Annotated in this window: 11 protein-coding genes; 5 read left to right on the forward strand and 6 right to left on the reverse strand. The window is 66.0% G+C overall.

Annotated features, from left to right (window positions below):
* Positions 1 to 58 precede the first annotated feature (58 nt).
* The gene (locus QUW25_RS04160; RefSeq protein ID WP_289510960.1) at positions 59 to 619 is read right to left on the reverse strand and encodes a hypothetical protein; all 561 of its coding nucleotides are present in this window, start codon (positions 617 to 619) and stop codon (positions 59 to 61) included.
* A 240-nt stretch (positions 620 to 859) separates the two neighbouring features.
* Between QUW25_RS04160 and trxA the strand changes: the two genes are divergently transcribed.
* Together trxA and QUW25_RS04170 are read left to right on the forward strand one after the other, a co-directional pair.
* Positions 860 to 1,177: a thioredoxin gene (trxA, locus tag QUW25_RS04165; protein WP_289510961.1), complete on the forward strand. Its 318-nt coding sequence runs from the start codon at positions 860 to 862 to the stop codon at positions 1,175 to 1,177.
* Positions 1,178 to 1,179: 2 nt separating this feature from the next.
* On the forward strand, positions 1,180 to 1,887 hold the full coding sequence (locus QUW25_RS04170; protein ID WP_289510962.1) for a phosphatase PAP2 family protein: 708 nt from the start codon (positions 1,180 to 1,182) through the stop codon (positions 1,885 to 1,887).
* Here QUW25_RS04170 and QUW25_RS04175 read toward each other — a convergent pair.
* Genes QUW25_RS04175 through QUW25_RS04195 form a run of 5 tightly spaced genes read right to left on the reverse strand, consistent with a single transcriptional unit; the run spans position 1,874 to position 6,387 of the window.
* On the reverse strand, positions 1,874 to 2,332 hold the full coding sequence (locus tag QUW25_RS04175; protein ID WP_289510963.1) for a YfcE family phosphodiesterase: 459 nt from the start codon (positions 2,330 to 2,332) through the stop codon (positions 1,874 to 1,876). The genes QUW25_RS04170 and QUW25_RS04175 overlap by 14 nt on opposite strands.
* 8 nt (positions 2,333 to 2,340) lie before the next feature.
* Positions 2,341 to 3,057: a LytR/AlgR family response regulator transcription factor gene (locus QUW25_RS04180; RefSeq protein WP_289510964.1), complete on the reverse strand. Its 717-nt coding sequence runs from the start codon at positions 3,055 to 3,057 to the stop codon at positions 2,341 to 2,343.
* A gap of 47 nt (positions 3,058 to 3,104) precedes the next feature.
* Positions 3,105 to 4,460 carry a GAF domain-containing sensor histidine kinase gene (locus QUW25_RS04185; RefSeq protein WP_289510965.1) on the reverse strand — a complete coding sequence of 452 codons (1,356 nt, stop codon included), beginning with the start codon at positions 4,458 to 4,460 and terminating at the stop codon, positions 3,105 to 3,107.
* Positions 4,457 to 5,752, reverse strand: a complete 1,296-nt coding sequence (locus tag QUW25_RS04190; RefSeq protein WP_289510966.1) for a glycosyltransferase family 2 protein — start codon at positions 5,750 to 5,752, stop codon at positions 4,457 to 4,459. Before QUW25_RS04190 ends, QUW25_RS04185 begins: the two co-directional genes overlap by 4 nt.
* An 8-nt stretch (positions 5,753 to 5,760) precedes the next feature.
* Positions 5,761 to 6,387 (reverse strand): QueT transporter family protein, encoded by a 627-nt coding sequence (locus tag QUW25_RS04195; protein WP_289510967.1) that lies wholly within the window; start codon positions 6,385 to 6,387, stop codon positions 5,761 to 5,763.
* Positions 6,388 to 6,881: 494 nt separating this feature from the next.
* Between QUW25_RS04195 and QUW25_RS04200 the strand changes: the two genes are divergently transcribed.
* The 3 genes from QUW25_RS04200 to QUW25_RS04210 all read left to right on the forward strand — a co-directional run bounded on the left by QUW25_RS04200 (position 6,882) and on the right by QUW25_RS04210 (position 12,298).
* A complete protein-coding gene (locus QUW25_RS04200; RefSeq protein ID WP_289510968.1) occupies positions 6,882 to 9,038 on the forward strand; it encodes a MurT ligase domain-containing protein in 2,157 nt (718 codons plus the stop codon).
* A 246-nt stretch (positions 9,039 to 9,284) separates the two neighbouring features.
* Positions 9,285 to 11,051: a metallophosphoesterase gene (locus QUW25_RS04205; protein ID WP_289510969.1), complete on the forward strand. Its 1,767-nt coding sequence runs from the start codon at positions 9,285 to 9,287 to the stop codon at positions 11,049 to 11,051.
* 107 nt (positions 11,052 to 11,158) lie between these two features.
* Positions 11,159 to 12,298, forward strand: coding sequence for a YibE/F family protein (locus QUW25_RS04210; RefSeq protein WP_289510970.1), 1,140 nt, complete (start codon positions 11,159 to 11,161; stop codon positions 12,296 to 12,298).
* The last annotated feature ends 130 nt before the right edge of the window (positions 12,299 to 12,428 follow it).

Raw genomic sequence — 12,428 nt, forward strand, 5'->3', positions numbered from 1 at the left:
CAGATGGACTAAGCATACCGCGCCCCCGGCCGTGGTGGCGTCAGAGCGCGGTAACGGGTTAGAACGGCTCACCGAGCGGCGGCATCCGCTTGAGGCGAGCCCACATGACCTGCTTCTCGTACGCGTCCCCGGACGCAAGGGCCGCCGCAAAGCCGCCAAGGTTGAGCACGCGCACCCCAAGGACGTGGGCCACCTCTCCAGGGAGCAGCATTGCCTCCTCGAGCCGGTCCAGGCTTGAGAGCTCGTCCGCATAGGCCTCGCGCACGAGGTTTGCCGCCACGTCGTCGCAGCACACGAGCGTCGCGGGGTCGAGCGTGCAGATGGCAAGGCGGAAGAGGCTCGCCTCGAGGGGCGTTCCGTCCGCCGTGACGCCGAGCGCCCACTCCCAGTCCTCGGGGGCGTAGCCCAGCCGGTCGAGGGAGGCCCTGAGCGCCGTTCCGTCGGCGCCGGAGAAGGGGGCGTCGCCGTTCTTCTCGGCGTCCGAGAGCTCTCCCTTGACGAGAAGGACCGAGGAGAGCGCGTTTCCGCCCATCACAACGCCGCGTTTGGTGAGCGCATCGAGCTCTGCCGCCGCTTTATCCAGGTACGCGCGCCGCCGCACGTCTCGCTCAGAGGCCATGTGATTCTCCGTTCTCGCGACAAGGTGATGACAGGGGTGATGACAAGGGTGACAGGGCGGATTGTGACAAAGGTGACAGGGTAGATTGTCACCATGAGAACCATGGTGACAATCTACCCTGTCACCTTTGTCACAATCCGCCCTGTCACCCTTGTCATCACCCCGTCGCGGATGTCCGTTTGAACCAGTGTAAATCGGGCATAAGGCAAACAGGTACACAATTCGACCGGGGAGGTTCCCATGGCCAAGGCAATAACCACCGCGGACTTTAAGTCCGTCATCTCCAGCTCCGAGAAGCCCGTTCTCGTTGACTTCTGGGCGTCGTGGTGCGGCCCGTGCCGCGCGCTCGCGCCCGTCATCGACCAGATCTCTCAGGAGATGGCCGACAAGCTCACCGTCTACAAGTGCAACGTTGACGAGGAGCCCGACCTCGCCACGCAGTTTCGCATCGTCTCCATCCCCACGCTCATCCTCTTCAAGGGCGGCAAGCCGGTCCACACCGTCGTGGGCAACATGCCCAAGCCGGCCCTCGTCGCCGAGCTCGAGGCCAACCTCTAATCATGTCCAAGACAGGGGAGTTTGCCCGGGGCGCCCGTGAGATTGCTCGCGGCGCCCTGGGCCTTGCCCGTGAGAACGTCAAGACGCTCATGCTTCTCGCCGCGGCGCTTGTCTTTGTGTGGCTGCTCGGGGAGGTGGCGTCCGGCGAGATCATGCGCCTGGACACCCTTGCCTACGAGTTCTTTGTCGAGCGTCTGCGCTCAGACGCCCTCACGCCCTTCATGGAGGCCTTCACCTCGCTTGCCTCCGTGGTCGTCCTTGCCGTGCTTGCCGCGGTGATTGCGGCGCTCGCGCCGGGCAAGGCGCCCGGGTGGTGCGTCGCCGTGAACCTGGTGTGCGTCGTGCTGCTCAACACCGTGCTCAAGGAGATCGTCCAGCGCCCCCGGCCGGACGGGTTCCGTCTCATCTCGGAGACGGGCTACAGCTTCCCGTCGGGCCACTCGATGGTCTCGATGGCGTTCTTTGGCCTGCTCATCTGGATGGTCTGGCGCTATCACCGCAAGGACGCCATGCGCGTGGTGTGGTGCGTCGTGTTTGGCCTCGTCATCGCCATGGTGGGCATCAGCCGCGTCTACCTGGGCGTTCACTACGCCTCAGACGTGATTGCGGGCTTCTGCGTCTCGTTTGTGTGGCTGGTCTTCTACGTCAAGGTGGTGGCGCCGCTCTTCGTGGCCGTGGACGCGCCGCGGCCTCCCGCTACGCAAGCGTGATGATCCTCGCCTCGACGATCTTCTCGTCCTCCACGATGATGCGGCCCATGGACGGCCGCGAGCGCCGCGGGTAGGTGGGGCTGCCCGGGTTCATCACGAGCACGCCCGTCCACTCGTCGCGCTCGAGTACCGGCGTGTGGGTGTGGCCAAAGATGGCGACGTCGCACATGGCGAGGTTGAGGCGCCTGCGATAGTGCGTCACCTGCCACTTGAGCCCGCTGCCCATGAAGACCTTGCGGTCCTTGACCATGGGGCCGTAGTCCGAGGGCCAGTCGTTGTTGCCCAGGCACATCTGCACGCGCGCGATGTCCTGCAGCACGAGGTAGTCCCGCGGTGAGCAGATGTCGCCGGCGTGCACGATCACGTCCGCCCCGGCAAGCTCGGCGAGAAGCTCGGGCGAGAGATAGCCGTGCGTGTCCGAGATGATGTCGTAGCGTGTGGTCACGCGCGCTCCTAGAGGCCGAGGGCGCGCTTGAGGGCAACCACGCGGCGGCGCGAGACGGAGATCTTCTTGCCCTCGATGCCGTTGACGCCCAGCTGCAGGATGCCGGAGGAGATGACCTCGACGTCCTCCACGTACTCAAGGTTGACGATGTAGCCGCGGTGCACGCGGAAGAACCCGTGCGGCGCGAGCTTCTGCTCGAGCTTGGCGAGCGAGATGGTGGAGAGGAAGCGGTCGTTGTCCGTGTAGATGCAGGAGTAGTCGTCCTTGGCCTCGATGTAGCGGATCTGGTCGATGGGGACGAGCACCTTGCGGCCGCTCTTGACCACGGGGATGCGCTCCACGGAGGAGTGGCTCTGCGGCTGCGGCTTGATGCGGGTCTGGACCTTGTCGAGGGCCTGGTTCAGGCGGTCGGGGTCCACGGGCTTCATGAGGTAGTCGATGGCGTCCACCTCAAAGGCCTCGAGGGCGTACTCGCTGTAGGCGGTCACAAAGACCACCGCGGGCGGGTTCTTGAGCTTGTGGAGCGCCTCGGCGAGCTGCATGCCGGAGGTCTTGGGCATCTGGATGTCGAGGAACATGACGTCCGCCTTGCCCTCCATGAGCTTCTCGACGGCCTCGCGGGCGCTCGACGCCTCCATGATGTCATCGATCCTGCCCGTCTCCTCGAGCAGGAACCTCAGCTCGGAGCGGGCCGGCGCCTCGTCGTCTACGATCATCGCTCGCATGTGTACCCCTTTGTTCCTCCAGGGCCTGAGCCCCGTTCCATTCTCCCTTAGGCCCTCGGCGCGCTCGCGAGCCTCTCGCGGGCGTTGGCAAGCCTGAGCGTAACGCACGTTCCCTCGCCCGGCTTGGAGACGATCTCCACGCCGGAGCCCTGGCCGTAGAAGCGCTCGATGCGGTCGGCAACGTTGCGCAGCGCCATGCCCGTGCCGCGCGAGCCGCCGCCGCTCTGCTCGTGCTGCTCGGTCGCCTCGGCCAGAAGGCGATCGGCCACGTCCTTGTCCATGCCAAGGCCGTCGTCGGCAACAGCAATAAGAATATCATCACCGTCGGTTGCAACCTGTACGTCAACGTGAAGTGCGCCCTCATCGCGCATCGCGTGGCGCACCGCGTTCTCAACGATTGGCTGAACCAGGAAGCTCGGCACGGGGAGGTCCTCGCAGCCGGGTTCCATGTGCTCGCTCTCCACGATGCGGTTCTCGCCAAAGCGGGCCTTCTCGATCTTGAGGTAGCGCCTCGTCTGCTCGAGCTCCTGCGAGAGCGAGATGAGCGTCTTCTCCGAGCTCTCCAGCGTGCTGCGGTAGAAGGCCGAGAACTCGCGGAGAAGGTCGCGCGCCTTGGTGGGGTTGGTGCGCGTGAAGGAGGCGATGGTGTTGAGCGTGTTGAAGAGGAAGTGCGGGTTGATCTGTGCTTGGAGCGCCTTGATCTCCGCGCGCGCCGCGAGCTCCGCCTGGCGGTCCAGCTCCAGGGACGAGAGCTGCGTGGAGAGCAGCGTCCCCAGGCCCTCGGCAATGGCGAGCTGCGTGCGGTCGATGTCAAGGTCGCGGCGGTAGTAGAGCTTGATGGTGCCCACGGCTCGGTCCTGCACGAGCAGGGGCACGATGATGCCAAAGGCGTGGCCGGGGCGACGGTTTCCTATCGAGAAGCGCCGCACGTCCTGGCTCTCCTGGTCAACGGAGACAAAGGTCTCCATGCGCCTGCTCTCGAGCACCTCGCGCGTGGGCTTGGCGTTGAGCGTGCCCGGCATGAAGGGGGTCTCGAGCGCGCCCTCGTAGGCGAGGACCGTCTGCGTGTCCGTGATGGCAATGCCCGCGGCGCTCGTCTCGGGGAGGAGCAGCGCGCAGATGGCGCGGGCGTTCTCCACGGTGAGGCCGCCGCGAAGGTGGCCCAGCGTGTTGGTGGCCACGCGCAGCGTGCGCTCGGTGGACTCGGCGCGCGTATCCTCGGGCGTGAGGCTGATGGCGCCGCTCATCACGATGACGGCAGCGAGGCCGCACCCCACGAGGATGGCGGTCACCACCAGGCCGTCGCTCACGCTCCACGCGAGCGCCCCGGCAAGCGTCAGGGCGCACAGTAGGAGCAGGAGGGTGGTCAGGTCCGCGGCGAGGCTCTTTGTGGGCTTGATCACTGGTCATCACCTACCATGGGGAGAGATCCGGTGTCTCCGAGCTGGTCCTTCGTTGGCCGCGCGGCCCGCATCGCGCTGGAGATCGGCGCGCTCACCTCGCCCGTTGAGAGGATGGAGCCCTGGAGAAAGCGGTCGTCCCAGAGCGCCGAGGCAATGGTGGGCCACACCATGGCAAACGAGAGGTACCGCGTGCTCGCGAGCTTGGCAAACTTGTCCGCCTCGTAGCGGCCCTTCGTGAGGATGCCCAGATAGGCAAGGCGGTCCGGCCCGGCGAGGAAGCGCCTGAGGGCGGTGCAAAAGACGCGCTGGCGCACGTCCGGCGTGAGCCACGGCGCCGGGTAGGGCATGAGGGACTCCGGCGTGATGGTGCGCAGGTCACGCCGCGCGTTCATGGCGTCGAGCTTGCGGTACTCGTAGAGCCAGCGGTAGACGTCCTGCATGAAGGTGGACGGCACGGGCGCGGGCTCCTCGGGCGGCTGCGCGCGCACGAACCACTCGTTGTCAAACCAGACGTCGAGGCCGTTGGCGCGCAGGTCGAGCACGTAGTCGAGGTCCTCACCGCGCGTGATGTAGGGGTCAAAGGGCACGCGCGTGTATGCCGCGGCGTGCAGGGCGCAGCACCCGCCGCAGAGGTGGTTGCTGCGGGTGATCCTGTTGGCGGAGGTCTGGGCGCGCTCCATGACCTTGTTGAACTCGGCGGCCTTGGTCCAGTACTTCTCGCTCCACTGGTCGCTGGGCTCTGCGTAGGGGGAGTCGAGCGCGTCCACAAAGAAGCCGCTCTTAACAAGGATCTGCAGGTTCTGGCGGGTGAGCGACCCCAGTCCCCACACGGCCTTGATGAGGAAGTCCTTGTCCAGGACCACCTCGTCGTCATCGAGAAACACCACGACGTCGTGGCCCAGGATGGAGGCGACGGCCAGGCCCATGTTGCGGATGGCCCCGTACCCGCGCAGGGAGACGGTCTCCCCGGCGATGTGGTGCGCCATCCTGGCCACCGCGCGCTCCACGTGGGCAGCCTCCTGCGCGCCGATGACGAGGGGGTTGAGGTCCGCGTGCGCGCGGCAGATGCTGTTCACGCGGGCGCGCGCGGAGTCCGCGCAGGACTTGGGCGCCACCACGAGCACGATGACGCGCAGGACGCCGCTCACCTGCTCGAGCGAGGAGAGGCAGCTCTCGAGCTCGGGCAGGGGGCGGTCGATGCGGGTGGTGTAGTCGTAGACGCCACGCTCGCCGAGCGCGCCGGGCTTCTCGCCCTGCGCCCAGTATGAGGGGATGACGACTACGGGGTTCACGCGGGTGCCTACCTCTCCGGGCCCTCGTCTGCGCCGAGGCTCTTGGGGAGAGACGTGCGGGAGAGCGCGCGGGCAAGCGGGAGCCCGAGCGCGTACATCACCACGGCCTCGCCGATGCCGGTTGCGAGCAGGCCAAAGACGTACATGGCGGGATACGCGCCGTCGAGCGCGATGTTGGTGAACGGGATGGTGTAGAAGCCGATGCCCTGAAGAAGGAGGGGCAGGTAGGCGGGCACGATGAGCGCGTTGGCGATCACGGGGCCAAGCAGCGCCAGGGCGGGGCGGCGACGGTTCCTCCAGGTAAACCACGCGCCGAGCGCGGTGGCGAGCGTGCCAAAGACAACGTCGAGCATGCCGAGCATGCCGGTGCCGGAGAGCACGATGTTGGCGATGTTGGCGATGGCGCAGCCAAGGGCAAGGCCGGGGACGGCGTCCGCGGTGAAGAGCGCGAGGACGCAGAGGGCCTCGGAGACGCGGAACTGCATGGGGCCCCAGGCAAGGCTGCCCAGGAAGAGGAGGGCAACGAGGGTGAGGGCGGCATACGTCGCGGCGACCATGCCGGTGCGGGCGATTCTGCGGGCGTGCTCCTCGCTTGCGGCGGGAGAGATCTGGGTAGTTCCTGACTGCCTTGACATGCGGTTCTCTTTTCTCCTTGGAGGGCTTTTCTGGATGCCCGGGCGGGGGCATGACGCGCCCGCGACCTGCGGGATCCCGGTGGAAAGCACTCCAAAAGAAGCATCCCCGCGAGCACGACAGAAAAGATACTAGCAGAGTTATGGGGAGGGGGCCGTGGCGGCACGGGCGGTGCGCGGGGCGTCGAGAAAAAAGGGGGTCTGTGCAGGCCTTGGTTTGGCGAGGGCCCGGGTGCCGAGAAACGCCGGGGTCTGTACCACTTCCGGGGAACCGCGCCGAGAAAAGACGGACTCTGTACCATGGCGCTTCCCTTGGGGCGGGCGGCGCCGGCACAGCCCCGCGGTTTTCTCGGCGCGCTTTCCGGAAAGTGGTACAGCCACCGGTTTTTCTCGGCAGCGGCTCTGGCGAGAAGGACGCGCGCCCGCGGGCGGTGCGAGGGGCGCCCCATCCCGGAATGCTAGTATTGCGTGAGAGGACACGCGCAGAAGGAGCTCACATGAATCCCCGTGCGAGAATCGCATGCCTGGCCGCCGACGCCGCTCGGTGGGGCACCACCCGCCTGCTGCATCGAGGCGGCGGCAACGCTCCCGGCGCCGTTGCGCTGCGGCTTGATCCCAGCATCATCGGCGCGCTGGGCGATGCTCTGGAGCGCTCCGTGGTGGTGACGGGCACCAATGGCAAGACCACCACGACCGGCCTTGCCGCCGACGCCCTTGGCTCGCGCGGCGAGAAGGTCGTGTGCAACCGCGCCGGCAACAACATGGAGTCCGGCATCGCCGCGGCGCTCGTGGAGGCCCGCTCCGAGCGGCCGCGCGTCGGCTGCTTTGAGTGCGACGAGCTCTACACCGTGCGCGTGCTGCCCCGCCTGCGGCCGCGGGCGCTCGTCCTTCTCAACCTGTTCCGCGACCAGCTGGACCGTTACGGAGAGATTGACCACACGCAGGACGTCATTGCCGAGGCGCTGCGCCGCTCCCCCCAGACGGCGATCGCCTACAACGCCGACGACCCGCTCTGCGCCTCCATCGCAGCGCGCGTGGACAACCCGGGCGTGCCGTTTGGCATCGACGAGCCCACGGGCCTTGAGGCGGACCGCATCTCGGACAGCCGCTTCTGCGCCAAGTGCAACGCCCCGCTCGACTACGAGTACGTGCACTACGGCCAGCTGGGCAAGTACCGCTGCCCGGAGTGCGGCTGGGAGCGCCCCGAGCTGGCCTTTGCCGCCGTGAACGTGAGCCTCACCTGTGGCGGGTACGAGTTTGACATCGAGGATCGCCGCGGCGAGAAGCCCGTGCGCCACCACGTGACCACGCGCTATAACGGCCTCTACATGGTCTACAACGTGACGGCGGCCCTGGTGGCGTGCCTGCTCGGCGGCGGCAGCGCGGCGCGCTTCCAGGAGGTGCTCGACGCCTACGAGCCCGCGAGCGGGCGCGGCAAGACCTACCAGCTCGAGGGCGGCTACTCCGTCGTGAGCAACCTCGCGAAGAACCCCACCGGCTTCAACCGCATGGTCCAGCAGGTGCGCGCGGAGGACGGCCGCTACCTCGCCCTCTTCCTCAACGACAACGACGCGGACGGCCACGACGTCTCCTGGATCTGGGATATTGACCTCGAGCGCCTGCGCGACCTCTCCGACCTGTGCTGCGTCTGCGTGGGCGGCACCCGCCGCGAGGACATGGCCGTGCGCGTGAAGTACGCCGAGCTGGGCGCCCCCATCGAGCTCATCAACGGCGTGGAGGATGCCCTGCGCTTCGTTGGCGCGGGCGAGAAGCTCCACGTGATCGCCAACTACACCGCCTTCCCGCCCGTCGTCGCCGACCTCGAGCGCCTCTGCAATTTGGGGACGTGTTTTTCCGTGCAGACAAAACGGGACAGGTCTGCCGCTGGCGATGTCAACTTTGTACCCGGCACAAAGTGGGCGCTTGACCGCCCGCTGCGGATCGTGCACCTCTACCCGGACGCGCTCAACCTCTACGGAGACGGCGGCAACATCGCCTCACTCTCCAAGCGCTGCGAGTGGCGCGGCATCCCCTGCCGTGTTGACCAGGTCCTCATGGGCCAGGAGCTCGACCTCTCCGACGCGGACGTGGTGCTTCTGGGCGGCGGCGCGGACCGCGACCAGCTCGCCGTGTGCCACGAGCTCCAGGGCCAGCGCGAGAAGCTCGCCGCGTACGTGGAGGCCGGCGGCGTCCTTCTCGCCATCTGCGGCGGCTACCAGCTGCTCGGCCACTACTACATGATGGGCGACGAGCGCGTGGAGGGCCTGCACGTCCTTGACATAGAGACCACCGCGGGCGCCACCCGCCTCATTGGCAACGTGGCGATAGAGTCTCCCGTGTGCGACGCGCCAATCGTGGGCTTTGAGAACCACGCGGGAAGGACGCTCCTTGGCGCTGGCGAGAAGCCCCTGGGGCGCGCGCTCGTTCACGGCACCGGCAACAACGGCGAGGACGGCGGCGAGGGCGTGCTGCACGAAGGCGTCATTGGTACGTACCTGCACGGGCCGATCCTGCCCAAGAACCCCGGCGTCACCGACTGGCTGCTCGCCCGCGCGCTGCGCCGCCGTGGGGTTACGGTCGGGCTGCCCGCCCTCAACGACGACCTCGAGCTCATCGCACACGACGTTGCCATGAGAATCGCCACGCACAGGTAGCGCCGGAACCTGACAAGGGTGCCTGTTGATGACAAAGGTGCCTGTCACCATTGTCATCATGACAATGGTGACAGGCACCTTTGTCATCAACAGGCGTTCAGCTTGCTTACCGCAAACTTACGATTGCTTACCGCAGCGTGTCACAACGGCTTACGCAAGTACGCGAACTTCCCTCCTATAACTACCAAGAACGGCTCCGTGAGAATCGCACGGGGTCACAACCGGTACCCATAAGAGGGGAGCAAGATGAAGAACAGCAAACGATGGCTGAGCGCGGCATGCGCGATTATGCTCGCAGCGGGCGTTGCCGCGGCGGCCCCCGCCGTGAAGGCAAGCGCCGCCGAGGCCAACTCGGTCGAGCGCGTCTCTCTTGAGATCGGCGCCACCGAGACCCAGCGCAACTTCAACTGGCTGGGCACCACCGCCGAGGACGCCGTGGTTCAGGTCGCCGTGAAGCCCGCCAACTGGACCGCCGAGTCTGCCTTCCCCACCGAGGGCGTCACGTCCGCGACCGCCGAGGTCGACGGCTCCGAGCTTGACGGCCTGAACTCCTTCAAGGCCACCGTCGACAAGCTTCAGGCCAACACCGACTACATCTACCGCGTGGGCAACGATGACTGCTGGTCCGAGACCTACGAGTTCTCCACGGGCAACCTCGGCGACGGCGAGTCCTTCTCGTTCATGTTTGCCGGCGACCCGCAGATTGGCGCCAGCGGCGACGTTGCCTCCGACACCAAGGGCTGGACCAACACCCTTGACACCATGACCAAGGCCTTCCCCGAGACCGACTTCATGATCAGCCTGGGCGACCAGGTCAACACGCGTGACGTCGAGACCATCGAGGAGGAGTACGAGGGCTTCTTTGCCCCCGAGGTGCTCCACAGCATCACGCTTGCCACCAACGTGGGCAACCACGACACCTACAACGACAACCAGCACTACTCCTATAACTACAACATGCCCAACGTCTCCGAGCTCGGTGCCACCGAGAACGCGGGCGACGCCTCCGGCGACTACTGGTACACCTACAACGGAGTGCTGTTCATGTCGCTCAACTCCAACAACATGAGCACCTCTGAGCACCGCGCGTTTATGATGGACGCCATCGCGCAGAACCCGGATGCCAACTGGAAGATCGTCACCTTCCACCACTCCGTCTACTCCGTGGCCGACCACACCGCTGATAGCGACATCCTCCAGCGCCGCTCCGAGCTGCCCGTGGTCTTCTCGCAGCTTGGCATTGACGCCGTGCTCATGGGTCACGACCACGTGTACACCCGCACGTATCTGATGGACGGCACCACGCCCAACATCACCGACGAGGTCCAGGACACGCTGACCAACCCCGAGAGCGGCGAGGTCCTCTACATCACCGCCAACTCGGCCTCCGGCTCCAAGTACTACGAGATTCAGAACCTCGCGCAGAACACCTTCTCCGCGGTTCAGGACCAGTCCCAGCGCCAGAACATGTCCATCGCCACGGTGACCGAGGACTCCATCACCTTCACCACCTACTACACCGATGACGCGCAGGTGACCGAGGACGACATCCTCGACCAGGTGACCATCGAGCGCGCCGAGGAGCCCGCCGAGAGCGAGGTCATGTACCGTCTCTACAACCAGTACACCGCCGAGCACCTCTACACGGCAAGCGTTGACGAGAAGGACAGCCTTGCCGAGATCGGCTGGACCGTCGAGGGCGAGGCCTGGGTTGCCCCGACCGAGGGCGCCGAGGTCTACCGCCTCTTCAACCCCTACGCCGACGACCACCACTACACCATGAGCGTTGAGGAGAGCGACAAGCTCGAGGCCCTCGGCTGGCAGAAGGAGGGCGTGGCCTGGCACTCCGCCGACAAGGACGACGAGAACGCAGCCCCGCTCTACCGCCTCTTCAACCCGTATGAGGACACCGCGACGCACCTCTACACCGCCGACACCCTTGAGTACGACGCGCTTGAGGAGCTCGGCTGGCAGAAGGAAGGCATTGCCTGGTACGGCCTGAACGTCAAGTAAGCCAGATTCCTCCCTTGCCGGCTCGTCCGGTCCCGCCCGGCCCCGCAGCCTCTGCGCTGCGGGGCCGCACGCTGCATGAGAACCCAGGAGAAAGAGCGACAAGACCCATGAAGAAGCTCCCGTTTGAGAAGTCGGACCTCGTGGTCCTTCTCGCCATCGTTGCGACCGTTGTCGGGGTGCTCGTGTGGGGGCGGTCAAACCCCATCGACTACGCCTCGCTGGACACGTCGGGCATCACGTACCCCAGCGGCACCGTGCTCGAGGTGATCTCGGAGGACCTTGAGCCCACGCCGTACGACGAGAGCAGGTACTGGGGCTCCCAGGAGCTGCGCGTGCGCGTCAACGACGGGGAGCTTGCAGGGCAGGAGCTTCAGGTTCACAACGAGGTCAGCGACACGCACAACATCATCTGCGAGGCGGGCACGGGCGTCATCATCCGACTTGAGATGCAGGAGGGCCTCGAGCCGTACTACAGCATCTACAACTACAACAGGAGCGTGGGACTCCTGGGGCTTCTCGCCGTGTTTGCCGCGCTCATGATTGGCATTGGCCGCATGAAGGGGCTGCGGAGCCTCATTGGACTCGCGTTTGCGATCTTTCTCATTGCGTGCTTCCTGCTGCCCGCCTTCTATCACGGCTACCCGGTCATCCTGGTGACGGTGGGCGTGGTGCTTGCCATCACGGTGAGCTCGATGACGCTGCTCAACGGCTGGAGTGCCAAGACGCGCGTCTCCATCCTCGCGAGCATGTGCGGCGTTGTGGTTGCGGCCGCCTTCTACGCGATCTTCTCGGCCGTTCTGCACGTGGGTGGGTACAACATGGACGCCGCCGAGGAGCTCATCTTCCTGCGCCAGCGGGCGGGCTTTGAGGTGAGCGACGTGCTGTTTACCTGCGTGCTCATTGCCTCTTTGGGCGCGGTGCTGGACATGACCATGGGCGTCACCTCGGCCCTCTTTGAGATGCGGCAGGTGCATCCGGCCATCACGCAGCGGGAGCTCTTCCGCGCGGGCATGGAGATGGGCCAGGACATGACGGGTACCATGTGCACCACGCTCATCCTGGCGTTTGCCGGCGGCGCCATCACCACGCTGCTCTCGCTGCTCACGTACGGCACGGCGCCGTTTCAGCTGCTCAACTCGGATTACCTCACGCTTGAGGTGTTCCAGAGCCTGGTGGGCAGCCTTGCGGTCATTCTCTCCGTGCCACTGGCCTCTGCCTTCTCTGCCTGGGCGCTCGGGCGGCGGTAGCGCGCGCCCTCGATTGCTTTCAGTGTCCTTAAATTCGGGGCCGTGGCACAACTCGCCGTGCCATGGCCCCATTTTTAAGGACACTGAAAAGAAGAACCGCAGGTCGCGAGAAGGACCTTGTGCCATACCC

The sequence above is a fragment of the Thermophilibacter provencensis genome, from assembly GCF_030372065.1.
GTDB lineage: Bacteria > Actinomycetota > Coriobacteriia > Coriobacteriales > Atopobiaceae > Thermophilibacter > Thermophilibacter provencensis_A.

Bases quoted from the DNA above. Each gene is read 5' to 3' on its own strand.
- QUW25_RS04160 (WP_289510960.1), bottom strand. From the start codon at position 619: ATGGCCTCTGAGCGAGACGTGCGGCGGCGCGCGTACCTGGATAAAGCG.
- trxA (WP_289510961.1), top strand. From the start codon at position 860: ATGGCCAAGGCAATAACCACCGCGGACTTTAAGTCCGTCATCTCCAGC.
- QUW25_RS04180 (WP_289510964.1), bottom strand. From the start codon at position 3,057: ATGCGAGCGATGATCGTAGACGACGAGGCGCCGGCCCGCTCCGAGCTG.
- QUW25_RS04210 (WP_289510970.1), top strand. From the start codon at position 11,159: ATGAAGAAGCTCCCGTTTGAGAAGTCGGACCTCGTGGTCCTTCTCGCC.
- QUW25_RS04170 (WP_289510962.1), top strand. From the start codon at position 1,180: ATGTCCAAGACAGGGGAGTTTGCCCGGGGCGCCCGTGAGATTGCTCGC.
- QUW25_RS04205 (WP_289510969.1), top strand. From the start codon at position 9,285: ATGAAGAACAGCAAACGATGGCTGAGCGCGGCATGCGCGATTATGCTC.
- QUW25_RS04195 (WP_289510967.1), bottom strand. From the start codon at position 6,387: ATGTCAAGGCAGTCAGGAACTACCCAGATCTCTCCCGCCGCAAGCGAG.
- QUW25_RS04200 (WP_289510968.1), top strand. From the start codon at position 6,882: ATGAATCCCCGTGCGAGAATCGCATGCCTGGCCGCCGACGCCGCTCGG.